This window comes from Halomonas sp. V046 (assembly GCF_052645355.1).
In genome coordinates, this window is record NZ_JBQXYF010000010.1 from 50246 (window position 1) to 76580 (window position 26335).

General features: G+C 63.7%; 22 protein-coding genes and 2 pseudogenes. 5 read left to right on the top strand and 19 right to left on the bottom strand.

All coding sequences use genetic code 11. From position 1 onward, the window contains the following. Positions 1-109 precede the first annotated feature (109 nt). The 5 genes and pseudogenes from ACUN9Y_RS14605 to ACUN9Y_RS14625 all read right to left on the bottom strand — a co-directional run bounded on the left by ACUN9Y_RS14605 (position 110) and on the right by ACUN9Y_RS14625 (position 6267). Positions 110-871: a sulfite exporter TauE/SafE family protein gene (locus ACUN9Y_RS14605; RefSeq protein ID WP_445461454.1), complete on the bottom strand. Its 762-nt coding sequence runs from the start codon at positions 869-871 to the stop codon at positions 110-112. Between the two features lie 153 nt (positions 872-1024). Then, positions 1025-1848 (bottom strand): annotated as a pseudogene (locus tag ACUN9Y_RS14610) (2-oxoadipate dioxygenase/decarboxylase family protein). Positions 1849-1924: 76 nt separating this feature from the next. Continuing rightward, positions 1925-3874: a tripartite tricarboxylate transporter permease gene (locus tag ACUN9Y_RS14615; protein ID WP_445461455.1), complete on the bottom strand. Its 1950-nt coding sequence runs from the start codon at positions 3872-3874 to the stop codon at positions 1925-1927. 77 nt (positions 3875-3951) lie between these two features. Then, on the bottom strand, positions 3952-5070 hold the full coding sequence (locus ACUN9Y_RS14620) for a Bug family tripartite tricarboxylate transporter substrate binding protein (RefSeq protein ID WP_445461456.1): 1119 nt from the start codon (positions 5068-5070) through the stop codon (positions 3952-3954). 63 nt (positions 5071-5133) lie between these two features. Further along, entirely contained in the window at positions 5134-6267 is a 1134-nt protein-coding gene (locus ACUN9Y_RS14625; RefSeq protein WP_445461457.1) for a 4-oxalomesaconate tautomerase, read from the bottom strand. A 144-nt stretch (positions 6268-6411) separates the two neighbouring features. Between ACUN9Y_RS14625 and ACUN9Y_RS14630 the strand changes: the two genes are divergently transcribed. Beyond that, positions 6412-7320: a LysR substrate-binding domain-containing protein gene (locus tag ACUN9Y_RS14630; protein ID WP_445461458.1), complete on the top strand. Its 909-nt coding sequence runs from the start codon at positions 6412-6414 to the stop codon at positions 7318-7320. A gap of 256 nt (positions 7321-7576) precedes the next feature. Beyond that, positions 7577-8532, top strand: a pseudogene (locus ACUN9Y_RS14635) (DDE-type integrase/transposase/recombinase). On the opposite strand, the gene ACUN9Y_RS14640 reads toward ACUN9Y_RS14635, so the two are convergent. Beyond that, complete coding sequence (locus ACUN9Y_RS14640) at positions 8431-8706, bottom strand: hypothetical protein (protein ID WP_445461595.1); 276 nt, start codon at positions 8704-8706, stop codon at positions 8431-8433. The pseudogene ACUN9Y_RS14635 and the gene ACUN9Y_RS14640 sit on opposite strands and share 102 nt — an antisense overlap. A gap of 162 nt (positions 8707-8868) precedes the next feature. Beyond that, positions 8869-10236: a 2-oxoadipate dioxygenase/decarboxylase HglS gene (hglS, locus tag ACUN9Y_RS14645; protein WP_445461459.1), complete on the bottom strand. Its 1368-nt coding sequence runs from the start codon at positions 10234-10236 to the stop codon at positions 8869-8871. Between the two features lie 287 nt (positions 10237-10523). Between hglS and ACUN9Y_RS14650 the strand changes: the two genes are divergently transcribed. Next, positions 10524-11456, top strand: a complete 933-nt coding sequence (locus tag ACUN9Y_RS14650) for a LysR substrate-binding domain-containing protein (protein ID WP_445461460.1) — start codon at positions 10524-10526, stop codon at positions 11454-11456. A gap of 182 nt (positions 11457-11638) precedes the next feature. Here ACUN9Y_RS14650 and ACUN9Y_RS14655 read toward each other — a convergent pair whose 3' ends face one another. The 12 genes from ACUN9Y_RS14655 to ACUN9Y_RS14710 form a co-directional block, all read right to left on the bottom strand. Continuing rightward, positions 11639-12367: an amino acid ABC transporter ATP-binding protein gene (locus ACUN9Y_RS14655; protein ID WP_445461589.1), complete on the bottom strand. Its 729-nt coding sequence runs from the start codon at positions 12365-12367 to the stop codon at positions 11639-11641. 163 nt (positions 12368-12530) lie between these two features. Beyond that, on the bottom strand, positions 12531-13607 hold the full coding sequence (locus ACUN9Y_RS14660; RefSeq protein ID WP_445461590.1) for an amino acid ABC transporter permease: 1077 nt from the start codon (positions 13605-13607) through the stop codon (positions 12531-12533). Positions 13608-13701: 94 nt separating this feature from the next. After that, on the bottom strand, positions 13702-14877 hold the full coding sequence (locus ACUN9Y_RS14665; protein ID WP_445461461.1) for an amino acid ABC transporter permease: 1176 nt from the start codon (positions 14875-14877) through the stop codon (positions 13702-13704). A 111-nt stretch (positions 14878-14988) separates the two neighbouring features. Next, positions 14989-16017, bottom strand: coding sequence for an amino acid ABC transporter substrate-binding protein (locus ACUN9Y_RS14670; protein ID WP_445461462.1), 1029 nt, complete (start codon positions 16015-16017; stop codon positions 14989-14991). A gap of 429 nt (positions 16018-16446) precedes the next feature. Continuing rightward, complete coding sequence (locus tag ACUN9Y_RS14675; RefSeq protein WP_445461463.1) at positions 16447-18135, bottom strand: cytochrome D1 domain-containing protein; 1689 nt, start codon at positions 18133-18135, stop codon at positions 16447-16449. After that, complete coding sequence (cobA, locus tag ACUN9Y_RS14680; RefSeq protein WP_445461464.1) at positions 18132-18950, bottom strand: uroporphyrinogen-III C-methyltransferase; 819 nt, start codon at positions 18948-18950, stop codon at positions 18132-18134. Before cobA ends, ACUN9Y_RS14675 begins: the two co-directional genes overlap by 4 nt. 13 nt (positions 18951-18963) lie before the next feature. Further along, positions 18964-20142 carry a heme d1 biosynthesis radical SAM protein NirJ gene (gene nirJ, locus ACUN9Y_RS14685; RefSeq protein WP_445461465.1) on the bottom strand — a complete coding sequence of 393 codons (1179 nt, stop codon included), beginning with the start codon at positions 20140-20142 and terminating at the stop codon, positions 18964-18966. Beyond that, complete coding sequence (ahbB, locus tag ACUN9Y_RS14690) at positions 20130-20747, bottom strand: siroheme decarboxylase subunit beta (RefSeq protein WP_445461466.1); 618 nt, start codon at positions 20745-20747, stop codon at positions 20130-20132. Before ahbB (ACUN9Y_RS14690) ends, nirJ begins: the two co-directional genes overlap by 13 nt. Next, positions 20722-21195: an Lrp/AsnC family transcriptional regulator gene (locus tag ACUN9Y_RS14695; RefSeq protein ID WP_445461467.1), complete on the bottom strand. Its 474-nt coding sequence runs from the start codon at positions 21193-21195 to the stop codon at positions 20722-20724. The genes ahbB (ACUN9Y_RS14690) and ACUN9Y_RS14695 overlap by 26 nt, the downstream gene beginning before the upstream one ends. Then, positions 21192-21758 (bottom strand): siroheme decarboxylase subunit beta, encoded by a 567-nt coding sequence (gene ahbB / locus ACUN9Y_RS14700; protein WP_445461468.1) that lies wholly within the window; start codon positions 21756-21758, stop codon positions 21192-21194. The genes ACUN9Y_RS14695 and ahbB (ACUN9Y_RS14700) overlap by 4 nt, the downstream gene beginning before the upstream one ends. After that, entirely contained in the window at positions 21755-22279 is a 525-nt protein-coding gene (locus tag ACUN9Y_RS14705; protein ID WP_445461469.1) for an Lrp/AsnC family transcriptional regulator, read from the bottom strand. Before ACUN9Y_RS14705 ends, ahbB (ACUN9Y_RS14700) begins: the two co-directional genes overlap by 4 nt. Positions 22280-22389: 110 nt before the next feature. Further along, positions 22390-24114, bottom strand: coding sequence for a cytochrome D1 domain-containing protein (locus ACUN9Y_RS14710; RefSeq protein WP_445461470.1), 1725 nt, complete (start codon positions 24112-24114; stop codon positions 22390-22392). A 534-nt stretch (positions 24115-24648) separates the two neighbouring features. On the opposite strand from ACUN9Y_RS14710, the gene ACUN9Y_RS14715 reads away from it, so the two are divergent. Continuing rightward, a complete protein-coding gene (locus tag ACUN9Y_RS14715; RefSeq protein ID WP_445461471.1) occupies positions 24649-25053 on the top strand; it encodes a c-type cytochrome in 405 nt (134 codons plus the stop codon). Then, complete coding sequence (locus ACUN9Y_RS14720; RefSeq protein ID WP_445461472.1) at positions 25050-26324, top strand: cytochrome D1 domain-containing protein; 1275 nt, start codon at positions 25050-25052, stop codon at positions 26322-26324. Before ACUN9Y_RS14715 ends, ACUN9Y_RS14720 begins: the two co-directional genes overlap by 4 nt. The last annotated feature ends 11 nt before the right edge of the window (positions 26325-26335 follow it).

Genomic DNA, 26335 nt, shown 5'->3' on the forward strand with positions numbered 1-26335 from the left:
CCAGAAACGCCAGCCAGGGCGGCGATCGGGCTACCTCACCGGAGGTAGGGCGTCCGTCCCATCGGTCTGATGACCCAGCCACACCCCCGCGGAAGCCTGACCCAAGACCTCATACCAGCAGCCGGTCCACGCCCAGCCAGACAAGACGCAGGGCAAGCACCGTCAGCACGATGCGAAAGCCGGCATCGAAGCGGTGCTCGGACAGTCGCGTCAAAAGCCGCAGGCCGAGCCAGGTACCGACCACCCCGGAGACGACCATCAAGGCGATCAGCCCCAGCCAGTCATGGAACACGAAACCGGCCACGCCGAAGACGAAGGCCTTGGTCAGATGCTGCAGCGTCATGCAGGCGGCGAAGGTCGCCACCGTCGCCTCACGGCCCTGCCCACGTTGCTTGATGAAGGCCGCCACCATGGGACCGCTCGCCCCCACCAGGCTCGACAGCAGGGTGGTCACGGCCCCGGCGAGGAAGGTCCCGAGCCGGCCGAGGGCCCGCTTGGGCAACCCCGGCCCCCAGGTGGTGAACAACACGAAGGCGGCGATGGTCAGCTCCAGCCCGCCGGCGGGCAGACGAATCAACAACCAACTGGCCACCAGTGCACCGACCACGGCGCCGGGAACGAAGGTCGCCAGCGCCCGCCACTCGACGTGGCGCAGCGTCATCACCAGGCGCCCACCGTTGGAGCCGAGCTGGACCATGCCGTGCACCGGTATCAAGGCCGCGGCCGGCATCACCTGGGCCATGGTCATGATCAACAGGGTGCCGCCACCGACACCCATGCTGGCGCTGATCATCGAGGTCAGGGTGGAAAGCGCGATCAGCAACGCACTGACCGAGGCAGGTATTGGGGCGAGGCCACCGAGCCAATCCATGGGCACGTATCCAGCACAAATGAAGGAGCCACAGCATAGCGAAGGCGCTCGAGCCGGCCTAGCCTGCCTAGCCTGCCCTCAGGCTCCGTGCGGGATCGTTCCCTGTCCCGCTATTCGGCGTCCCTTCTCGGGCTGCCTTTGCCCTTGCGCCGGTCACCGCGGCTCGAGCCCCAGCGCCACAAGCGATGCGGCCTGGCGCTCGGCGTACAGCGTCAACTCGTCGGTAACCGGCGCCCCGAGCGCCGCCTCGAAGGCCTCGCGATTGGCATTGCCGTGGCCCACCGAGCTCTCTTCACCCCCGAGGTTGGACTGGAAGATGCCCGCCGCGGAGACCGGCAGGAAGTCCTCATAGGTGATCGGCTCGGCGATGACCTTGCCCGCGGCGATGAGGGCCTCCAGCTCCACCGCACCGCCAGCGAGGCTCGCCGTTGGTAGTTCGGCGCCGTCCGCCAGACGATAGTCGAAGTACGCCAGGCCGTTGATCATGGTGGTGTGGGAGTCGGTGCCGACCTGGGTGCCGGGGTAGACCAGGGTCCTGCCGTCCTGCTCCTTCGTCCAGACGGTCTTGCCAGGTATTCGAGGTTGACCTAGTGACAGATGCCAGTGCCAGACGGCACCACGCGGAAGTTGTCGAAGGCCTGCTGCCCAGCGCAGGAACTCGTAGCGCTCGTGGCTGCGCTCCATCTCGATGGCCACATTGTCCTTAAACGCCGCGGGTTCCCAACCTTGTCGACCATCACCGAGTGGTCGATGACCAGGTCCGCTGGCGACAATGGATTGATACGCGCCGGGGCCTCGCGGGAGACACTCTCGTCATCGGCGAAGCGCAGCTGGTTTTCCAGCAGGATCTTCAGGGTCTAGGGCAGTCGGTCGATGTTGCCCAACGCGTCGGCGGCCTTGGGCAGGCTATGGTAGTGGAAGATGGTGCCGGCGGCGTCGAGGGTCTGCAGCGTCTCCGGTAGGGACGAAGTGCTCATGGTGTCTCCTTTCGTTGCGCGGGCCTGTGACGCGAATGGTCGCCGGCCCGCGGTGAACGTGTATGACAGGACTGATTCAGCCGAACAGCCAGGGATCGATCAGTCCGCTCGGGTAGGTCAGGGTCAGGAACTCGGCCATGCCAACCAAAAAGGCCGTGACCCCAAGCGCCATGACAGCTGCAATCCAAGGCTTGAGGCGTGCAATGACCAGCAGGAAGGCGAGGCAGAACAGCGTGGCCGCGGTGATGAAACCGAGCATCACCATTGCCGCCACCAGTGCGAAGAAGCCGCCCAGCCAGAGTCCCTGCTGACGCATAGCTTGGTTTTGCCACTGAGGGCGATGCATCAGGCACCGTGCAATCTCCAGCAAGCAGGAAACGGCAAGGATTGCGATGGCCAGCCAGGGCATGATGCCCCCGATCAAGGACAGGTCGGCGACATCCACCCAGGCGACGACGGCGGTGCCAAGCAGCCCGACGAAAAGCACTACATCGATGATACCCAGGGTAGGGGGCTCGGCGGGCACCGTTGCAGCGGCCCCGACGGAGGAGGCCTGGCGGCGCTTGGCCCACAGCGAACGCAGCATGGGAATGAACATGGCGCCGAGGATCAGGCCACCGATGATCAGCACACCGGGACGCAAGAAGGCGTCCGTGCCCTGGAACTGGGCCGCCTGGTAGAAGTAGGACTCGGCACCCGGGGCCAGTACGAAGCCGATCAGGAACGCCGGACGTGACCAATTCGCCTGCTTGAACAGTAACCCCAGGATGCCGACCGCACCGAGGGCAAGCAGGTCCCCCGTGGCGCGCGAAGCCTGAAAGGCGGCAAACATGATCAGCACCGTGATCAACGGCGCCAGGGTGACAAAGGGCACCCGGGTCAAGCTGGCTACCGGGCGAGCGAGAGCCAGGCACAGTGCGGCCCCCAGGATATTGGCCAGGGCGAGCGACCAGATAATGGTGTAGGTCAGATCCAGGTGGGTCTCGATCATGCCGACGCCGGGCTGCAGGCCGAGCAGCAGGAGTCCACCCAGGAAAACCGCGGCCGTGCCCGAGCCGGGAACGCCGAACAGTAGGGTCGGGACCATGGCGCCGCAGGCGCAGGCATTGTTGGCGGATTCCGGGGCGATCACGCCGCGGATATCGCCCTTGCCGAACTCGGACTTGTCTTTCGCGCTCTGCACCGCATGGCCGTAGGTGAGCCAGTCGACCACGGAGCCGGCCAGGCCGGGGATGGTGCCGATCAGGCTACCAATAGCAGCACAGCGCGCGACGAGACCACGTTGTTCACGGACATCCCGGATGCCTTGCCGCCAGCCCTCACCAAGCGTGCATGACTCTTCGGCGATGGTCCCTCGTTTGACCAGCAGATCGATAATCTCCGGGAGTGCGAATATCCCTAGACCCACCACCACCAACGGCAGGCCATCGTAGAGATAGTCGAGTCCGAAATTCATGCGGAACTCGCCGGTGGCCGGTGCCATGCCGATGGCACCTACCAACAGGCCCAAGCCACAGGCGGCCAGCCCCTTGAAGAGATCGCGCCCGGAGAGCACAGCCACCATCGATAGGCCGAGGAGGGTCAGCATGAAGAGCTCGGAAGAAGAGAACGACAGCACTAGCGGACGGGCGATCAGGATAAAACCGGTGAGTACGACGGCACCGATGAGCCCCCCGATCATCGAAGACAGGAAGGCGCTGGATAGTGCGCGTGCCGCCTGCCCGCGCTTGGCCAGGGCGAAGCCATCGATGACGGTTGCCTGGGAAGCGCTGGAGCCGGGTATACCCAACAGCACCGAGGCGAAGGTATCGCCGGTGGGAATCACGGCAACCAGGCCCATCAGCATGCCAAGGGCCACGGTGGGTTCCATGCCATAGAGGAAGGGCAGCAGCAGCGACATCCCTGCGATACCCCCGAGGCCGGGAATGATGCCGACCACGAGGCCGACTAGCACACCCAGCACCATGAAGAGCAGATGGGACACCGTGAATAGCTGTCCCAGGCTGGAGAGAAAAATATCGAGCATGGCGTGTGGCTCTTATATTGTGTGATCAGGAGGAGCCGGGGCTGCCGGCCCCATGGACCGGCACATCCCTCTGCGCATTAGATCTTGGCGCCATGCTCCGACTGCAGCCAGTCGGCCAGCCAGTCAAGAGTGGCGTCATCGATGGACATGGCATCATCAAGGTAGCGCTGGACGGTGTCGCCGATAACCGGCGTGTACGGCCCCAGCTGGGTAGCGGCCGCCTCCTTGAACGCCGCGGTGTTCACGAAGTCGCGAGCTGCCTGACGATAGGTGTCGATCAGGGCCTGCGGGGTGTCCTTCGGCACCATGATCAGCTTCTGCAAGGCATAGCCGGAAGCAAAGAACTTGCGAAATGCCTCGTAGGCGTTGCCCGACGGCGCCTCGCCATGCCGGGCCTGGTAGACCTCGTTGAAGGTAGGCAGATCAGGGAAAGCCGGGTCGCGGACGACCTTTCCTTCGTCGTTCAACATCCCGAGCGTGAATAGCGGCACCGCCTTGCCGGCCTCCACCAGCGGCTCTACGTTGCTCAGGTAGGCAGAGGTGGTCTGGAAGTCGATGTCGGCTTCACCACGCTCGAATGCCAGGCGACCTTCCCCCCGGCTACGCATGCCGAACACGGCCTGCACGTCGGCGCCCAGCATGTCCAGGGCGATCAAAACCGGCAGCTCGACGCCGGTAGGGTTCTGCGCCGCCAGTTTGACCGACTGTTCCAGCAGGGCGTCCAGCGCAGTCTCGGCCGTTTCACCGAGACTGGGTTGGGCATAAACCACCCCTCCCGTTGGTGTGGCTAGGATGGGGGTCCAGTCGCTGTAGTCATAGCGGACGCGTGGATCATCCAGCATTGCCGGATACTGAGTTGAGGCTGAGGTTCCCAGCCAGTCGCTGCCATCCGTCTTGGCACGCAGGGCGAAGATGTTGGCTCCATTGATGGAGCCGCCACCGGGAACATTGTCGATCATGATGGTCGGCTCCCCCGGCAGAGACTCGCTTAGCCAAGGAGAGAAGAAGCGTGCCCAGACATCCGTACCACCGCCGACACCAAAAGGGATGGTCCATTTGATGTTACCGGGCACATCGACGTCTTGAGCATGCGCAGAAGCTGTCAGGCTCAGTCCGGAGATCGCAATCCCGAGCAGCGCGGCTTTCTTGAGCCGTCCGAGCGGAAAGGAAGAAGTTGCAGTCTTTTTAATCATCATGGCATTACTCTTGTGTTGTCGCTGTCATGGTTGATTATGGGAGTCCCATCGGATATCAAAAATTCAACTGGCTTTTGATGTCAGCACATGCTGACTGGGAGCAGAGGTAAGTGAGTAGAAGATGGTCCCATTCATGATCTTCCTGGCGGTACGGATAAGAGAAACACGGGCAATATCGACGGGATTTCCATTGCGGTGCTCGACATCCAAATCAATGAATCCAGAGGGATGTTCCAGTCTTACCTGCGACAACTGACCATCGGCCTCCAATTTTCCTGCCTCAAGCGCGATTCGGTTTGCCACTGTGCCAGAGACACTGACGGCCGTGGCCACCGCGATGGCGCCCGTAACGGCAATAGCCTTATGACAGCGATGAGGCACGAAGTAACGGGTACAAAGCGTGCTGGTGTTGTCGGACGGTGCTGACACCAGCACCGGCTTGGGCAAGACACTCTGGCTAACATCCCCCAGCCCCATTCGTAGTCCGGCCTGGCGACGAATCATCTCCAACCGCTCGAGCATCGCGGGATTAGCGTCTAACTCCGACGCGGACTCCCGGCCGCTGAGGCCCAGATCGAAGGCATTGACCATCAGGATGGGAGTGGCGGCATCGAGGCAGGTGACCTCGATATCTTCAATCGTGTCGATAGCCTGCCCGGTCGGCAGCAGTGCGCCGGTCTTGGTGCCGATGACATCCAGGAAGCTGAGTTGAATACCGGCGGCACGCCCTGGTACGCCGCTGATCGCCGTATCGCCCTCGTAGGATATCTGGCGCCCTGGTGTCGGTACGTGACACTCAATCAGCCGCTGGGTGTTGAGGTTGCGTACACGGACGATAGTGGTCCCTTCCTGGGGCTCCACCAGCCCCGTCTCGATGGCATAAGGCCCCACGGCGGACAGCATATTGCCGCAGTTTGGATTGAAGTCGACGCGCCGGTTGAGTACATCGACCTGCGCGAACAGGTAGTCGACATCAGCCTCGGGGTGGGAGGAGCGCTCCACGATGGCTACCTTACTGGTCAGCGGATCCCCCCCTCCGATGCCATCAATCTGAAGAGCGTGACCCGACCCCATGAGGCTAAGCAGGATCTCGGCTTGCGCTTCTTGGCTGTCGGGAAGATCTCTCATGCGCAAGAAAGGGCCTCGGGAGGTGCCACCGCGCATGATCATGCAGGGAATGCTGTTCATCATCGTCATGCCATATCGCGTCTGAAAGTTGTGTTATGAGCATGTCAGGGGGATTCCGATGCTTCAAATGCAAAAAAACACTCTAATCAATACGAATAACACATTAATGTGTTATGGTTATTAATCATCACTATTCTATGCAAGAGTTAGGATATGCAACATCGTCTAGAATTTCTTGATCTGCAAGCATTTATTCAGGTCGCAGAGCTGGGCTCATTCCACGAGGCTGCGCAACGTCTGCACCTCTCTCAGCCAGCTCTTTCTCGCCGCATTCAGAAGCTCGAGGAACTCCTAGAGGTCGAGCTGCTGGAACGAACCACCCGGCGGACACGGCTGACCCCCATCGGCACGGACTTCCTTCCCCGAGCGAGACGCATGATCGAGGAGTACGAATCGTCGATCCTAGGGATCCGCGAATTGGCCACGCACCAGAAGGGGACGGTCACCATTGCCTGCATTCCCACCGCGGCTTTCTATTTCCTGCCTAGTGTGATCCGCGGGTTCAGCGAGGCATGGCCAGGGATCCGCATCAGGATCCTCGATGTGAGCGCCAAGGAAGGTTTGGAAAAGGTAATCAGCGGCGAGGCCAACTTCGGTATCAATATGTTCAGCGCTCAGAGTCCGGAGGTCTCCTTTACACCATTATTGCGAGACCCCTTTGTCTTGGCATTACGTTCCGACCACCCTCTGGCGGATAAAGACCGCATCGAGTGGTCGGACCTCGAACAGGTCAGGTTGATCACCGTGAGCCGAGACAGTGGCAACCGGATGCTGCTGGACAATACCCTCTCGGCTGAGGGCATTCGGTTGAATAGCTTCTACGAAGTCCAGCACCTGTCCACCTCGCTTGGCCTTGTCGAATCTGGTCTCGGAGTGGCGATCCTGCCCAAAATGACAATGCCAGGTTCGGGCCATGATACGCTCTGTTCACGTGAGCTTCCTGAACCTCGCATTCAGCGCACCATCGGTCTGGTGAGAAGTAATTCACACAGTATATCCAGCACAGCCCAGTTATTTATCGACATGCTCCTCGAACACTGGGAAATCTCCATATGCCCCTGAAAGATCAACGGCACCAAACTTCGCTGGCCGCCGTGTCTTCTGCATGACAATGGCTCACCACGACTTATTTTACGACAACGCAGTGTTACCAGACCGCATTCCCTATCTTTATATATATCGCCAGATTAAAGAACGATACATCGTGTTTCTTCCCTGCAAGCTATATGTAGGGTCTCGGATATTCAATTGACGAAGAGGGGCTATCCTTTGATTGCTGCCAGAAGCCTTCTTCGTCAGTTCGTCCAGGAACACCGAGATGGACATCAAACTGCATAAGCAAGCGACGATAACACCCAAAATTCGTGCTGAGATCCAGGCCGCCCCTGCCCACATCCCGAACACGGCACTGGCGGAGCGCTTTGGGGTCAGCGATATGACCATCCGCCGGTGGCGACACCGAGACGACGTCTATGATCGTCCTCACACGCGTCATAACCTCCTAGCCACCCTCAACAGGGAGCAGGAAGAAGTGCTCATCGCCGCCAGAACGTTCCTTCGCCTGAGGCTGGATGATCTCCTCGTGGTGGCCCGTGAGTTTCTTCATCCGACCCTTTCCCGTGTGGCCTTGCACCGGATGCTCAAAAGACGCCAGGTGCCAACGCTTGCTGAATTGGCACGCCAAGACCGAGAGGACAACAAGCAGGCTACCTGCACATCGACATCAAGTACCTTCCGCAGATGCCCGATGAGACCCAACGACGATACCTGTTTGTGGCCATCGACCGCGCAACCCGCTGGGTCTATCTTGAAGTACGCTCCAGCCAGTCAGAGAAGGATGCAGAGGCATTCTTCCATAGCGTTATCGACAAGGCCCCGTTCAAGGTCCAAAAGGTGCTGACAGACAACGGGAAGTGCTTTACTGATCGCTTCACATCGGGCGGTGAACGCAAGCCAACAGGACAGCATCTCTTCGACAAAGCCTGTGAGCAGCATCATGTGGAGCACCGACTCATTCGTCCGGGACACCCCCAGACAAACGGGATGGTCGAGCGTTTCAACGGCCGCATCAGCGATATACTGGCCACTCGGCGGTACGAATCCAGGGAGGATCTCGAGCAAACGCTCAAGCGTTACTGTTGGCTCTACAATCACTGCATCCAGCAGAAAGCGCTACACCACCAGCCACCGATAGCGGCGATGAAAAATTGGCAAAAAATGCGCCCTGAGCTTTTTCATAGACGAGTCATTAATCACGCGGGACCCGACACCTAATCCCTGCACCGGTATCAAGGCCGCGGCCGGCATCACCTGGGCCATGGTCATGATCAACAGGGTGCCGCCACCGACACCCATGCTGGCGCTGATCATCGACGTCAGGGTGGAAAGCGCGATCAGCAACGCACTGACCGAGGCAGGTATTGGGGCGAGGCCACCGAGCCAATCCATGGGCACGTATCCAGCACAAATGAAGGAGCCACAGCATAACGAAGGCGCCCGAGCCGGCCTAGCCTGCCTAGCCTGCCTAGCCTGCCCTCAGGCTCCGTGCGGGATCGTTCCCTGTCCCGCTATTCGGCGTCCCTTCTCGGGCTGCCTTTGCCCTTGCGCCGGTCACCGCGGCTCGAGCCCGAGCGCCACCAGCGACGCGGCCTGGCGCTCGGCGTACAGCGCCAGCTCGTCGGTAACCGGCGCCCCGAGCGCCGCCTCGAAGGCCTGGCGATTGGCATTGCCGTGGCCCACCGAGCTCTCTTCACCCCCGAGATTGGACTGGAAGATGCCCGCCGCGGAGACCGGCAAGAAGTCCTCATAGGTGATCGGCTCGGCGATGACCCTGCCCTCGGCGATGAGGGCCTCCAGCTCCACCGCACCGCCAGCGAGGCTCGCCGGTGGTAGTTCGGCGCCGTCCGCCAGACGATAGTCGAAGTACGCCAGACCCTCGCGGCGCAGCGTCGTCTCGTCATCGGGGAAGGCTGTGAACACCTCGCCGAGACGCGCCTGGTGCGCCGCGTTGTCGAGGCCTTCCGCGGCCCGACGTGCCTCGTTGAGCAGCTGGTCATAGCGCTCACGGCCGCTCGGCGTCAGTGCCGCACCGCGCTGTTCGATCTCGCCGAAGCGCGCGCTGTGGGTGCCCTCCCCGGCGCCGCTGAAGCGCGTGGTTTCCTCCAGCGCCTTGAAGCTGGTCTGGCGCAGCAGGATCGGACAGTCACGCCGGGGCGGCCCCTCGATCACCGCCTTGGGCGACATCCCGGCCTCGGGCATGCGCCGCTGCACCTCGTCGATGTCCAGCGTACGCGGCGTCAGATGATTGATGTGAGGGCCACGAAAGCACACCACGTCGGCGATCAGACGATGGGCCGCGTGCAGCTCTTCATAGGTGGCCAGGTCCACGGTGGCGTCGTGATGCCAGCGAAAGGTCTCGATGGCCTCGGCCACGAAGCGATCGGCCTGCGCATCGTCAAGACCGCCCTCGGCCTCGAAGGTGGCGATCAGTTCGCGCACCGCCGGGGTGAAGATATCGCGGCGCTCGAGAATCGCCGCGGCCTTGGCACGCAGCGTCTCGTCCTCGATCAGCTCGAGGCGCAGCAGCGAGGTAAACAGGCGGAAGGGATTGCGCGACAGTGCCGCGTCCTCGACCGGTCGGAAGGCGGTGGAATGCACCGGCACGCCGGCCTCGGACAGGTCGTAATAGCCCACCGGGAACATTCCCATCACCGCGAACAGGCGCCGCAGGGTCGCGAGTTCCTGGGCGGTGCCGACGCGAATGGCGCCGTGGCGCTCGACGCCCAGGCGCGCCATTTCGCCGCGGGCGGTGAGGCGAGCGGCAAGCGCCGGGCGTGCCACCAGGGTCTCGTGATTCACCGTTTCGACCAGCGCCAGCAGGGTGCCGTACTGGGGAACCTCGGCGCGGTACATGTCGGACATGGCGCGCGAAAAGCGGTCACGAATATCGTCGGAACTAACGAAGGAAGAGGAGCTCATGGCGGGCCTATCGGGCAGACGGTGACAGGGGCACCCTGGGGGACCATCGGCGAACGATCGCCGAGCGAGGATGCGAAGGCGTCCATGGAAGCAGACCGCACGGGCCGCGACAAACGAAAAAAAGCACGCTTCGCATTCCTTTAAGGAATGGCACAATACACTCAGTACCGTGTTGCCTCAGAAGCCACGCCGCCTATTCCATAGCGTTCCCGACGCCACCGCATAACGTGAGTCAGGAACAGCGAGAATGGCACACCACCGCCCCCGTCGTCCCGGAGCTCCTCGCCATGCCCCAGCGTCAGCTGCCCTCCACGATCACCCTGCAGTGCTTCGAGGCCGCCGCGCGCCACTTGAGCTTCACCCGAGCCGCCGAGGAGCTGAGCCTGACCCAGAGCGCCATCAGCAAGCAGGTGGCCCAGCTCGAGACGCTGTTGCAGCACAAGCTGTTTCGCCGCCTGCGCCGCAGCCTGGTGCTGACCCCGGAAGGCTCGCTGTACGTGAGCGAGGTGCGCAAGATTCTGGCACAGATCGCGATGTCGACCAGCACCATCCTGACCTACAGCGGCCACAGCGACGTGCTTCGCGTCGCCACCCTGCCGACCTTCGGCACCCGCTGGCTGGCCCGCCACCTGCCGGCCTTCCTCGACGCCAGGCCCCACCTGACGCTGGACCTGAGCGAACGGGTCGAGACCTTCGACCTCACCCGCGAAGGCATCGACGTGGCGATCTTCCACGGCCACGGCAACTGGCCCAACCTCGACTGCCACAAGCTGTTCGACGAACAGGTGCTGGCGGTGGGCTCGCCCCGTTACGTCGGGCGCCATCACCTGGCGGCACAACACCTCGCAACGCACGCCGCACACGCCGAGCGGCTGACCGCTGCACGCCTGCTGCACCTGTCGACCCGACCCGACGCCTGGCACCGCTGGTTCGCCGCCCACGACATCCACAGCGAGAGCAGCTACCACGGTACCCGAGTAGAGACCTTTCACACCCTGATTCGATTGGCCATGGCCGACGGTGGACTGGCCCTGATTCCGCGCTTCCTGATCCACCAGGAACTCGCCGACGGCGACCTGGTCTCGGCATCCCCCCACGTACTGACGGGCCCCGATGCGTACTATCTGGTCACGCCGGAACCCTTAGGTGAGCTCTCCAAGGTACGTGGCTTCTGCGATCACCTGCTGGCCTGCGCGGGGCGCGATGGTGCCACGGGCTAGTTGTCGCGGGGTTCGGTGTCGGGTGCCGCCCCGACCCGCGTGAGGCGGGTACGCCGCCGTGCCAAACACCACCGCGGCCTTGGCGGCGCTTGCCGTGGGCCGCAGCGGCGTGTCTGCCCGGCGGGAAAAAAGAACCCGGCTCAGTGGGCCTGGCTCAGTAGGCCTGGTTCAGTGGGACTGGCTCAGTGACCCAGGATCTGGCTCAAGAACAGCTGGGTGCGCTCGGACTCCGGGTGATTGAAGAAGGTCTCCGGCGGTGCCTGCTCGATGATCTGGCCCTGGTCCATGAAGATCACCCGATCGGCTACGGTCTTGGCAAAGCCCATCTCGTGGGTCACGCAGAGCATGGTCATGCCGTCCTGGGCAAGCTCGACCATGACATCGAGCACCTCCTTGATCATCTCCGGGTCGAGCGCCGAGGTCGGCTCGTCGAACAGCATCACCTCGGGCTTCATGCACAGCGCCCGAGCGATCGCCACACGCTGCTGCTGGCCGCCGGACAGCTGGCCCGGGTACTTTAGCGCCTGATCGGCGATGCGTACCCGCTCCAGATACTCCATGGCGGTGGCCTCGGCCTCGCGCCGCGGCTTCTTCTGCACCCAGGTCTGAGCGATGCAGCAGTTTTCGAGCACCGACAGATGCGGGAACAGATTGAAGTGCTGGAACACCATGCCGACGTTGCGGCGGATCTGCTCGATGCGCTTGACGTCCTGGGTCATGGTCACGCCATCGACCTCGATGCGCCCCTGCTGATGTTCCTCGAGGTGGTTCAGGCAGCGAATCAGGGTCGACTTGCCGGAGCCCGAGGGCCCGCAGATGACGATACGCTCACCGCGCCCGACGCCGAGGTCGATGTCACGCAGCACATGGAAGTCGCCGTACCACTTGTTGAGGCCCTGGACCTCGATCATCGGTGACGCCTGGGCCGCCGACGCGGTGGCCGCGGTTGCCGCATGAGCGGCGCTACCGGTGGAGCTATGGGTAGACATGGGGGTCTCTCCCTGAAGCAGTGTTGTTCGTTGGTCGCCGTTTTCGGTCACTGCGGTCTAGGCGGCTAGGTGCCACCCGCTGCGCTCAGTGGCCACGATGCAGCTTGCGCTCCAGCACCTGGCTGTAGCGCGACATGCTGAAGCAGAACACCCAGAACATCAGCGCGGCGAAGACATAGCCCTCGGTGGCGAAGCCCAGCCAGTTGGTGTCGGTCAGCCCCGAGCGGATGATCGCCAGCAGGTCGAACAGGCCGATGATCAGCACCAGCGAGGTGTCCTTGAACAGCGCGATGAAGGTGTTGACGATGCCCGGGATGACCAGCTTCAGCGCCTGGGGCAGCACGATCAGCCCCATGCGCCGCCAATAGCCGAGTCCGAGCGCCTTGGCCGCCTCTTCCTGGCCCTTGGGAATCGCCTGGAGCCCACCGCGAACCACCTCGGCCATGTAGGCGCTCCAGAAGAACATGATCCCGATCAGCGCCCGCAGCAGCTTGTCGAACTCCACCTCGTCAGGCACGAACAACGGCAGCATCACCGAGGCCATGAACAGCACCGTGATCAGCGGCACGCCGCGCCAGAACTCGATAAACACGACGCTCAGGCTCTTCACCAGCGGCATCTTCGAGCGCCGCCCCAGGGCCAGGATTACCCCCAGCGGCAACGAGCCGACGATGCCCACCGTCGCCACCGTCAGGGTCAGCATCAGGCCGCCCCATTCTCGCGTCGGCACGTAAGCCAGGCCGAAGTGCCCGCCGAGCAGCAGCACGTAAGCGATGATCGGAAAGCCGACCAGGGCGAAAGCGCCGACCCACGGCTTGGCCGGCAATCGGGGGATCACCAGCCAGGCGATGAGGACCGCCAGCAGCGCCAGGGTGATATCGACGCGAAAGCGCGCCGCGTCCGGGTAGAAGCCGTAGACGATGGTCTCGAAGCGGGCGCTGATGAAGACCCAGCAGGCGCCTTCACCGCTGCAGGCATCGCGGGTCGTGCCGATCCAGTCGGCGTCGATCAGGGCCCACTGCACCAACGGCGTCAGGCCCCACACCAGCACGGCCAGCACGACCAGCGAGACGACGGAATTGACCGGGCCATTGAACAGCCGGGTGCGCAGCCAGCCGACGACGCCGTGACGCATGTCCGGCGCCGGACGCGGGTCGAGCATTTCGGTGCGGGTCGCCACGGCGCGTGGCACCAGATGGCCTTCGCTCGGCGGATTTACCGGCGGATTGGCGGGAGGGTCGATGCGCTCACTCATCTCAGCGCTCCTTCAACAGGGTGCGGGCGTTGTAGACGTTCATCAGCGCCGATACGACCAGGCTTATGGTCAGATACACCGCCATGGTCATGGCGATGATCTCGATGGCCTGGCCGGTCTGGTTGAGGGTCGTGCCGGCGAAAACCGCCACCAGATCCGGATAGCCAATGGCGGTGGCCAGCGACGAGTTCTTGATCAGGTTGAGGTACTGACTGGTGAGCTGCGGCACGATCACCCGCATGGCCTGGGGAATCACGACCTTACGCAAGGTGATGTCCCCCGGCAGGCTGATCGCCCGGGCCGCCTCGATCTGGCCCTGGGGTACCGACTGGATACCCGAGCGCACGATCTCGGCGATGAAGGCCGCGGTGTAGATCGACAGCGCCAGCCACAGCGCCATCAGCTCCGGTATCACGGTGATGCCACCGGCGAAGTTAAAGCCCTTCAGCGCCGGCACATCCCAGCTCAGCGGCGCGCCGCTGGCGACGAACACCGCCAGCGGCAGGCCGATAAGGATGGCCGCGCCGAGACGATAGACCGGCAGCGCCTTTCCGGTGCGCACCTGGCGACGACGGGCGAAAAGCGTCAGCGCCACCACCACGACGATGGCCAGGGCCAGCGCCAGCTGGGTGAAGCCGAAGCCCGGCTGGGCCACCGGCGCCGGCACGGTGATGCCGCGCACGTTCAAGAAAAAGGCCTCGAACAGCGACAGGCTCTGGCGCGGACTCGGCAGCGCCTGGAGCACGGCGAAATACCAGAACAGGATCTGTACCAGCAACGGAATATTGCGAAAGATCTCGACGAAGGTGGTCGCCAGGCGCGCCAGCAGCCAGTTGGGCGACAACCGCGCGATGCCGACGGCGAAACCGATGATGGTGGCGGCGACGATCCCCAGCGCCGACACCAGCAAGGTATTGAGCAAACCGACGAAGAAGGTACGGCCGTAGGTGCTGTCGCCGGAATAGTCGATCAGAGTCTGGGGAATCGAGAACCCGGCGCGCTCGGTCAGAAAGCCAAGCCCCGTGGTGATGCCGCGGGACTCCAGGTTGGTCAGGGCGTTGTTGATCATCATCCCGATCAGGGCGACCAGGCCTGCCAGCAGCAGCGCCTGGAAGATCAGGGCACGCAAGGCCGGGCGCCGCCACAGCGGCACCCGGTCGAGGGGGGTGGTGGGCATGACGAGCCTCGAACACAGGGCGTCCGGGGCGACGCTACCACTCGTCGCGCCGGGCGCCGTCAGGAAAGGGAATCGTCCCCGCTTTCGCGAGGACGTCCGGTGCCAGAAGGCTTAGCGGATCGGCGGAGCGTAGAGAATGCCGCCTTCGTTCCACAGCGCGTTCATGCCACGGCTGATGCCGAGCGGAGAGTCTTCACCCACGGTGCTGGCGAAGACTTCGCCGTAGTTGCCGACCTGGGCGATGATGTTGAAGGCCCAATCGTTGCCCAGCCCCATCTGCTCGCCGTAGTTGCCGTCGCCACCCAACAGGCGCGCCACCTGGGGATTGGGCGGATCGTTCTTCATCGCCTCGACGTTGTCGCTGGTCACGCCCAGTTCCTCGGCGTTGATCATCGCGTAGACCGTCCACTTGATGATGTCGAGCCACTGGTCGTCGCCCTGACGCACCACCGGGCCGAGCGGCTCTTTGGAGATCAGCTGGGTCAGGATCTCGACGCTGTCGGGCTCCGGCAGCTGCAGGCGCAACGCGCTCAGCTGGGAGGTGTCGGAGGTGAGCACGTCGCAGCGACCGCTGGCGAAGCCGGACGCCGTCTGGTCTGGGGTGTCGAAGGTGACGGTATTGATGTCGATGCCGCGGGACGGGAAATAGTCCGCCAGGTTGAGCTCGTGGGTGGTACCTGACTGGATACAGATCGAGGCGCCGTCAAGATCTTCAAGGCCCTCGATGCCAAGGTCCTTGGCCACCATGAAGCCCTGGCCATCGTAGAAGGTGGTATCGGTGAAGTTGAGCCCGAGCGAGTTGTCGCGGGTCGCGGTCCAGGTGGTGTTGCGCGACAGCACGTCGATCTCGCCGGATTGCAGCGCGGTGAAACGCTCCTTGGCGGTCAGCGGGGTGAACACCACCTTGTCCGGATCGCCGAAGATGGCCGCCGACACCGCCCGACAGGTCTCGACATCCAGGCCCTGCCAGTCGCCGTTTTCATCCGGCGACGAGAAGCCGGACAGGCCGACGTTGACGCCGCAGCTCAGGTTCCCGCGTTGTTTGACCTCGTCCAGGGTAGCGGCCGAGGCAGCCGTCGCCATGCCCAGGGTAAGGGCAGCGACGGAGAAGGTCAGTAGCGTTTTGTTGTTGTGACGCATAGTCCGATCAGCTCCGAAAGAATGAGGAAGCGGGGTAACGCTCCTTCACTATCCGAGCCAAGACGGGAGGGGTCAACGGCGGTTTTAAACGCTAGCTTGAAAACATCTCGGCTTTGTCGGTGCCGTGTTGCACATCGTTCATGGCCCAGCGCGGCGCAGCCGGCAACCCTGGGGGCCTTGCACAGAGCCTTGTGCACAACCCAGCCGCGGCGCCTACACCCAGCCCAGCCGCGGCGCCTTTATCCAGCCCAGCCACGGCGCTTATACCCGACCCAGCCGCGGCGCTTATACCCAGCCCAGCCGCGGCGCTTATACCCAGCCCAGCCGCGGCGCCTATACCCAGCCCAGCCGCGGCGCCTACACTCAGCCCAGCCGCGGCGCCTACACCCAGTCCAGCCGCGGCGCCTACACCCACGACAGGCACGATTCTCAGTGCGAGGTGCCCTCCTCATAGTGGGTCTTGTTCCACACGTTGTACTTGCCGGACGGCTTGTCCATAGGGATACGCTCAAGCTCCTCGAGGGTCTCGGCGTCATACACGATCACCGCGCCGTCGCGCTCCCACAGGCTGACCAGGGCGTGCTCGCCCGTGCGGTCGAACTCGACGTGGGCCGATGTCTGGCCCGGCTCTGGCGTTAGGGTGGCGACGATCTCAAGCGTCTGCTTGTCGATCACATGCATACGATCCCGGTGGGGGCCGAAGAACACGTCGGTCCAGGCATAGCGTGAGTTGGCGTGGCTGCGCATGAAAAAGCCCGGGCCGTCGGTGGCGATGGTCGTGATCAGCGAGTAGTCGTCCATATCGATGATCGAGACTTCGGCCTTGGCCAGGTGCGGGATCGCCATTACGCGGTGACCGTTGCGCTCCCAGGTAATGCCCGACCCCAGATGCGGCATGCCGGCCAACGGCAGGTCGGCGATCTTGGCGCCGCTGTCGAGATCGATGACCATGGCAGCGCTTTTCTGTGGCTCGCCGACGCCACTCCCTTCGCCACTCCCTTCGCCACTCCCTTCGCCGTCACTCCCTTCGCCGTCACTCGCTTCGCCGCCGCTGCCACGCCCGGCCCCGCGAGAGGCGCCGATCAGGTGGCGATACTCGGGATCGAAGAAGAAGTCATCGAGGTAGTCCGGCACGGCGATGCGACGCACCTCGAAGCTGGCGGTATCCGGATGATGGCCGCGCGCCAGCGGCGTCGGCATATGGCCGGTGGCGACCACCGGCTCCTGGGGCGTCGGCCAGGGAATCTCCCAGACTTCCTTGACGTCCTTGAGCGCGGCGATAAAGCTCCCCCGCGGCGGCGCGGCGTAGACGGCACTGACCCGGGACACGTTGCCGGCCTCATCGGCCACCGGATAGATACGCATCGGGTCGAGGTTGTGAGCGTCGAACAGCACCAGGTTGCCGGGCAGCGTATTGGCGGCCATCACATAGCGGCCATCCGCCGACACGGCGATATTGCGCATATTGATCCCGGCGCGCACCTCGGCAACCACGGCGAAGTGGTAAAGATCGACCTTGGTGATCCAGCCGTCGCGAGAGCCGAAATAGACGTAGCGCCCGTCGGGGCTGTACTTGGGCCCGCCGTGCAGGGCGAAGCGAGTGGGAAAGCGCGCCAGGCGCTCGAAGGTGTCGCCGTCCAGGACGCTGGCGTGATGATCACCGGTTTCCACCACCACGAACAGGTTCTGCGGATCGGCGTCGAATTCGGGCTCGCCCGACAGACTGCCATCCGGATGGCTGATCACCTGGCTTGCGCGCACGTCTGCCATGGTCCATGTCGGGGTGACCGGCGGCTCGCGGAGTACCCAGTCGGCAAGGCGCCTTGCACCGTCCTCCCCCAGCGCATCGCGAAAGCCTGGCATCTGGGTCGACACCCGGCCATCGGCGATCACGCGGCGTACCTCATCGGCCTGGATCCGGCCCAGGTTCTGAGGCAGCAGCGCCGGCCCCATGCCGCCCAGGCGATCCTCGCCGTGACAAGCCGCGCAGTGCTCGGCATAGAGCGTGGCTGGCGGCGGGCCAGCGGCCGCCGCGACCTCCTCGGCACGACTCGCCGGCGACCAGGGGACCGCCAGCAAGGCCAGGCCCAGGGCGGCGACTCGGCGCTGGCCGTTCACAGCGCCGCCTCACACCAGGCCGCGATCGCCGGCGGTTCCTGGACCAGTCGATCGATCAGGCCGACCACCTCGCCGACCACAATCAGCGTAGGCGACGCCAGACGCTCGCGGGCGATGGTCTGCTCAAGCTGCCCTAGGCTAGTCACCACCTGACGCTGCTGCGGGGTCGTGCCGCGCTCGATCAGGGCCACCGGGTGGCTGCTCGGCAGCCCCCGGGTGCTCAGTTCGCGGCTGATCAGGCCGGCGTTGGACAACCCCATGTAGAACACCAGCGTATGACGCCGGCTGGCCAGTGCGCTCCAGTCCAGGTCCAGGCTGCCATCGGCACGGGCATGGCCGGTGACAAAGGTCACGCCTTGCACATAGTCGCGATGGGTCAGCGGAAAGCCGGCGTAGCTCGCACAGCCCTGGGCCGAGGTGATGCCCGGGACGACGCGAAAGTTGATGCCGTTGTCGACCAGCATCTCCGCTTCCTCGCCACCGCGACCGAAGATGTACGGGTCGCCGCCCTTGAGCCGCACCACCCGCTTGCCCTCTACCGCCAGGCGCACGAGCAACTGGTTGGTCTGGTCCTGGGTCAGGGCATGGCAGCGAGCCGCCTTGCCGACGTAAAACCGCTGGGCCGCCCGCGGTGCCAGCGCCAGTACCTCGGCAGACACCAGACGGTCATAGACCAGGCAATCGGCCTGCTGGATCAGGTCAAGGGCCCGCAAGGTCAGCAGGCCAGGATCGCCGGGGCCAGCGCCAACGATGGCGACCTCGCCCGGGCCCAGAGCGGGCTCGCCGAGATCGCGGCCAAGCGCGTCAATAGTCATGGCGAACTCCTGTTCAGCCGGTAGTCAAAATCAGGTCCGATGAGCGAGATGGGGCCACGCCTATCTCCTCGTCATCGAGATAACAGCCCGGATCCTCTGCCCAGGCGTCTCCCGTCGTCTTCCACGCTCGGACTCGGGTATTGCCGTTGCACATCGCCAGGTAGCCGCAGTTGCCGCAGCGCCCCTTGAGCGGCCGCGGATGGCGACGAAACCCCGTCATCAGCGGATCCTCAGCGTCACGCCAGATCTCGGAGAACGGCCGCTCACGAACGTTGCCGAGGCTGTGGTCCCACCAGAACGAGTCCGGGTGCACATTGCCGAGGTTGTCGATGTTGGCAATGAACTCACCGGAGGCATTGCCCCCCCAGTTCAACAGACGCTGGCGCAGGGCCGGCACCTCGGCAGGAAAATGACGGGCCGCCCAGTGCAGCAGATAGGGGCCATCGGCATCATTGTTGCCGGTGACGTACTCGCGCTCGATCCCTCTTTCGAGCTCGGCGCGGCAGTGGTCGAACAGGCGGGTCATGGCATCGCGGGTCATCTGGTGCCAGGCATCGTGCTTGCGATGGCGGTGACCGCGACCACCATAATTCAGGTGTGACAGGTAGAACTTGTCGACCTCATGCTCGGCGGTCAGCGCCAGGATGTCGTCGAACTGGGCGTAGTTGTCGCGGGTCAGGGTGAAGCGCAGGCCGACCTTGATGCCGCGCGCCTTGCACAGCCTGACGGCACGCATGGACTCGCGAAAGGCACCCTGGCGCTGGCGAATCTTGTCGTGGGTGGCCTCGAGGCCATCGATGCTGATGCCGACATAGTCGTAGCCGCAATCGGCGATCTCATCGATGTTCGAGGCATCGATCAAGGTGCCGTTGGTCGAGAGCCCGGTATAGAGCCCCAGGGCCTTGGCACGCCGGGACAGATCGAAGATATCCGGTCGCATCAGCGGCTCGCCGCCGGACAGGATCAGCGCCGGCACGCGAAACGCCTTGAGGTCATCGAGCACCGCCATCGCCTCCGGCGTCGACAGCTCGCCCTTGAAGTCGATATCCGCCGACACCGTGTAGCAGTGATGACAGGTCAGGTTGCAGCGCCGGATCAGGTTCCAGATCACCACGGGCCCTGGCGGACGCCGCGCTGGAGCGATCGGCGCCGGTTCGAGCAGGGTCTTGAGATAGCGGGTCACGCGGAACATGGCGGCCTCCGTGGCGAACTCGCGGGGCTGGCGATGCGCAGCCCAGTCTTCTTGAGGATGCGGCTGCTGTAGAGGATGCGATAACCGCTGCAGGCATCGGCCAGCAGGCCGCGCAGATGCTCGGCCTGAGTTTCCACATCCTCGCGCCGACGACCGTGAAGCATGACGAACAGGTTGTAGGGCCATTCGGGCAGGTGGCGCGGACGGCGATAGCAGTGACTAACGCCCGCGACGGTCGCGATCTCGGCGCCGAGGCGGTCGATCTCCTCGTCGGCCACGTCCCATACCGTCATGCCATTGGCGACGTACCCTAATCGGTAATGGTTCGGTACCGCCGCGACGCGGCGAATCACGCCAGTCAGACGCAGGTGCTGCATCCGCGCCAGGACCTCCTCACCACACATGCCAAGCGGCTCTCCCACCGCGCGCCAGGGATCGGAGACCAGCGGCAGGCCGCCCTGGGTGGCCGCGATAATCGCCCGGTCGCGGGCGTCGATAACGCCGCGCTCATCGGCATCGGTCGGGACGCCAGCGCACGGATCGATGGCGGCATCGGGCCAGCGGCCGAACCCTTCATCGTCAGACGGATAGGTGGAGCCGGACATGGTATTCCTCCTCCTTGGGCAGGTTGACCACCGCATACCCGCAGTCTCTGGTGATGGCGTCGATCACCTCCTGGACGCGCTGCACTCGGTCGGTGGCGATCACGAACCACATGTTCAGGTGATGTTCGCGACGGTAGTTATGGGCGACCTCGGCGTAACCATTGACCCGTTCGACCACGCGTTCGAAATCGTCCTCCGGGACCGCCATGGCGGCCAGGGTCAGGCCACCACCGAGGCGCTCGGCGTGATACATCGGCCCCAGACGACTGAGCACGCCGCGCTCGAGCAGATCCGCGAGCCGCGCAAGCACGCTCGGCTCATCGAGGCCCAGCTCGTCGGCCAGGTCCTGGTAAGGGCGTGGTGTCATCGGAATGCCGTGCTGCAGGCGGTTGATCAGCACACGGTCGAGGGCATCCAGCGTGGCCGGTTCGGGCATGGTTGGCGTCATGCGGGGCCTCCCTGGCTATAGCGCCCGCCGCACTGGCGATAGGCACGATGACTGAACAGCACGCGGTGGGGAGTCGACTCGAGGCCGTGGCGGCGGGAGATGGTGCCGAGCTGCTCGAGCACGGCCTCGCGGCGCGCCCCATGGATCATGCAAAACAAGTTGTAGGGCCAGCGCGGCGGCCGCGGCACGCGGCGGTAGCACAGGGTGACGGCCGGCTCCGCCGCCAGCACTCGGCCGACGCGATCAATCTCCTCCTCGGGTAGCTGCCACACCACCATGGCATTGGCGGTGAGCCCAAGACGCCGATGGTGCACCACCAGGCCAAGGCGCTTGATCAGGCCGTCCTCGCACCAGCGACGAACCAGCGCCAGCACCTCGTCACGGCTGAGCCCGCATTGCCTTGCCACCTCGCTCCAAGGGTCTGGCACCAGCGGCAGGCCCTGCTCCAGGCAGGCCCTGAGTCGGTTCTCGGCATCGCGAGGATCGATCGGGGCGGCCCCGGCCGGTGCGGACACCGGGGCCAGCGACAGGCCGCCGGCGAGTGCTGCAGGAAAGTGGTTCATGATGCCTCCAGGCTGTCCCAGGGGATCGCGAAGGCCAGGTCGATGTGGTACCCCTCGACCATGGGCAGACGCAGCAGTGGCTGCTTGAGCTCCTGTTCGAGCCGCGTCAGGCGCAGTTCAAGACAGGTCTCGTCGGGTGCCGTCATCACGAACCACAGATTGAATTCATGTTCCCGGGCATAGTTGTGATTCACCCCCGGGCAGCGATTGATGACCGCGGCATAGGCGTCGCGATCTCTCTCGGGTACCGCCACCGCCACCAGCTCGCTGGCGCCGGCACGGCGATGGTCGAACACCGCCCCGACCCGACCGATGACGTCGAGCTCACACAGGCGTTCGAGGCGGTAAATCAGGTCGCCCTCGCTGATGCCAAGGGTCTTGGCCATGCTGGCATAGGGACGTTCGGTCAGCGGCAGACCGCGCTGGTAAAGGTCGATAAGACGGCGATCGACGCTATCGAGTCGCACCGGCTCCGCCTGGCGATCGGGAACGGGGGCGATGACGGGTAACGGCTGGCGCATCGGCAACTCACATGACGAACAACGTCGACAAAACGGGGTGGGTAACCGACGGACCGCCGAGGCGGCCCATCGTCTCAGTCAGCCCCGCGCCGTTGCGACGCGGGGTCTCCTCAGTAGATGTCGTGCTGGGTGTTGAACAGGTTGAACTTGCCGGTCGGGGTGACCAGTCGCTCGTCCCGGATGACGGCCTTGAGCTCAAGGGTCTTGTCGTCGACCACCACGATCGCGGAACTCTGATCCATGGTGTTCCACACCGAGAACCACACCTCGTCGCCGGCCTGGTTGAACTCGGGCTGCACGACCCGCTTGGGTCCTTCGCCGAGCTCCGCCCAATCGGCGATCGGCAGAACCTGATAGTCGGCCTCCAGGTCGTCGACGTTGTAGACCGCCACGCTCTGGCTGATCGCCGCATCGGGATTCAGAGCGGTATCGACGTAGACATGCTCGGACTCCGGGTGGGTCTTGATGAACAGCGACCCGCCACCTTGCCCTTCCAGGGTGCGCACGACGGTCCAGGCCTGATCCGGATGCCCCTCGGGATCGGTCCCGATCAGCGAGATGGTGTTATCGCCCAGGTGGCTGGTCGCCCACACCGGCCCGAACTCGGGGTCGACGAAGTTGGCGCCGCGGCCCGGATGGGGCGTCTTGCCGACATCGATGATGGCCTCGAGATCACGATCCTGGGCGTCGATGACCACGATCTGGTTGGACTGGTTGGCCGCGGTCATGAAGTAACGGCCGCTGGAGTCCCAACCGCCATCGTGAAGGAAGCGCGAGGTATCGATCTCGACGGTGGAGAGCGCATCGAGGTTCTCGTAGTTGACCAGGCGAACCTTGCCGGTCTCCTTGACGTTGACGATGAACTCCGGGTGCTGATGGGAAGCGACGATGGCGGCGACCCGCGGCTCCGGGTGGTATTCCTGGGTGCCAACCGTCATGCCCCGGGTGCTGGCGATCTTCAGCGGCTCCAGGGTCTCACCGTCCATGATCACGTACTGCGGCGGCCAGTAGGTGCCGGCGATGGCGAAGTCGTCCTCGAAGCCTTCGAACTTGGAGGTCTCCACCGAGCGCGCCTCGAGACCGACCTTGATCTCGGCGACGGTAGTGGGCTCCTCCATCCACAGGTCGATCATGTCGACCCGGGCATCGCGACCGATGACGAACAGATAACGACCGGAGGCGGAGATCCGCGAGATGTGCACCGCATAGCCGGTGTCGAGCACCTTGACGATTTCCTTGCTGTCGCCATCGATCAGGGCGATCTGACCGGCATCACGCAGGGTCACCGAGAACAGGTTGTCCAGGTCCAGGTCGTTCAACTGCTCGGTGGGGCGGTCTTCCGGCGCCACGAACACTTCCCAGGTGTCCTTCATGTCGGCCAGGCCGAACTCCGGCGGCACCGGCGGCTCGTGCATGACGTAGCGCGCCATCATGTCGATCTGGTCGTCGGTCAGCTGACCGGACGTGCCCCAGTTGGGCATGCCGGCGGGGGAGCCGTAGGTGATGAAGGTCTTGAGGTAGTCCATTCCCCGCTCACGGGTGATATCGGTGGTCAACGGCTTGCCCGTGGCGCCTTTGCGCAACACCCCATGACACCCCGCACAGCGTTCGAAGTAGATCTCCTTGGCCTGGTCGAATTCCTCCCGGGTCATCGCCGGCGCGCCTTCTTCATCCGGCATCATTACCTTGGCAGCATCGATACCGGAAGGGCTGGCCTGATAGGCCGCCTCGGCCGGAGTCGCATTTCCATCGCCTGCCCAGGCACTTCCCATACCGACGATGGCGAGTGCAACGGCCGCGGCGATGGGTCTGAGAGTCGTGACGCTTCTGGTCATCTTTTCACCTCGAGTCATGATCCACTTTGATGTGACATCGCCAGGATTTTCCGGTCGTTATTATCGTCTTGCCACCTACATCATTTAACAAAACAACGCCTTGCCATTATCGAGAATTTCGATAAAACCATTCCTTGACGACAGACTCAGCGCCAATTCCACCACGTTCTAATCAAAGCGCGTAATTCCGACTGATGCACTCGGTCTTCAGCCGCCTTTTGATCGGCATCAACTTTCCAACAGTTGCATTCTTTTATTAGAAAATACAAGACAAGATATTGATTTAACTAAGAAATTAAAACGCACCCAGAAGAGATATCACGATAGCCAGTGAATATGTCATGACGTCATTGACCTACATCATCGAACCGGCATAACAGCATTCTCTGTCGCCATGCTCGCTTCGCCTCTTTCACGCTCGCCTCCAAAAACCACCGACAGCGAATAAAACACGACCTACATCAAGGAATATCTATCATGAATCATCGACAATCCTAGGCCACACCCATGCTCGCCATTCGGGGGAATATCGCCATGCGCGTCCTTTCTTTCGCCCCCTTTCTGTGGGCCCTTCTAGGCCTCGCGGGAAGCGTCCACGCGGATGCCTTGAGCGCCGATCACCAGGCATCGCTGCGCTCCTTGCTGTATCAGGACTGCGGGTCCTGTCATGGCATGACACTCAAGGGCGGACTTGGCCCCGCCCTGACCCGCCAGCGAATGAACGCCTACGACCGCAACGCCCTTGCCGGGTTGATTCTCAGCGGCATCCCCGACACCCCGATGCCACCCTGGGCGACGCTGCTGAACGACGACGAAGCCCTGTGGCTGGCCGACGAGCTGCAGCGCAACGCCCCCGACGCGACAGCGCCCGATACCACGACAACCGATACAACAACGACAGCCGATACCACGACACCCGACAGGAGACAGCGCCCATGACATTGGCCGTTCAAAGGCTGCGCCCCTTTCATGCCGGCGCCTTTCTCGCCGGCCTGATCCTGGCCGTGGGCACCATCGCGTCAGGCCCGTCTGCCGCGGCCGGCGCCCCGGCATCGGCTGCGCCCCAGGACGCGGCCTGCCCGCTGCGTGCCACCGGGGGGCTGGGCGTGGTGGTGGAGCGGGCCAGTGGCCGGCTCGCCGTGGTCGATCGGCGCCATCACAGCGTCCTTACGCATATCGATGGCCTGGGCGATTTGTCCCATGCCTCGGTCAAGTTCTCGAGCGACGAGCGCTACGCCTTCGTGTTTGGCCGCGATGGCGGCCTGACCAAGGTTGATTTGCTGTGCGGCAAGATCACAGGCCGCGTCATGCAGTCCGGCAACAGCATCGGCGGGGCGATCTCCCAGGACGGTCGCTACGTGGCGGTCGCCAACTACGAACCCGGCGGCGTGAGGGTGTTCGATGCCGACAGCCTGGCGCCGGTGGCCGACATTCCCGCGAGCTATCGCCGCGCCGACGGCAGCGAGGCGCGCTCCAAGGTGGTCGGGCTGGTGGATGCTCCCGGCAATCGATTCGTCTATAGCCTGTGGGACGCCGGCCAGATTCAGGTGATCGACATGACCACCATGACCGACGACCAGCCGCCCAGCGTCACCCGCTTCGAGGACATCGGCCGCGAGCCCTACGACGCCCTGATCGACCCCAGCGGGCGCTACTACGTCGCCGGCCTGTTTGGTGATGAGGGCCTGGCCCTACTCGATCTGTGGCACCCCGAGCTCGGCGTCGAGCGAATTCTTGAGGGCTACCGCCAGGGCGACGAGCGCTTGCCGGTGTTCAAGATGCCGCATCTCGAGGGCTGGACGATGACCGGCGATCAGGCCTGGCTACCGGCCATCGGTCGCCATGAGATCCTGGTGGCCAACCGCAACGACTGGACGCTGGAGGATCGCATCGAGGTCCACGGCCAGCCGGTGTTCGTGATGAGCCGTCCCGATCAGCGCCAGGTGTGGGTCAACTTCGCCCATCCCGACAACGATCGAGTCCAGGTCATCGACACCGAGAGCCACGAGATCCTGCGTACCCTGAGCCCCGGCGAGGCCGTGCTGCACATGGAATTCTCTCCGCGCGGCGAGGAGGTGTGGATCTCGGCCCGAGACAGCAACCGAGTGGTGGTCTACGACACCGCCACCTTCGAAAAACTGGCCGAACTCGACGCCGAATCGCCGAGCGGCATCTTCTTTACCGATCGCGCTCACCGCATCGGTCTGTGACACGAAAGGAG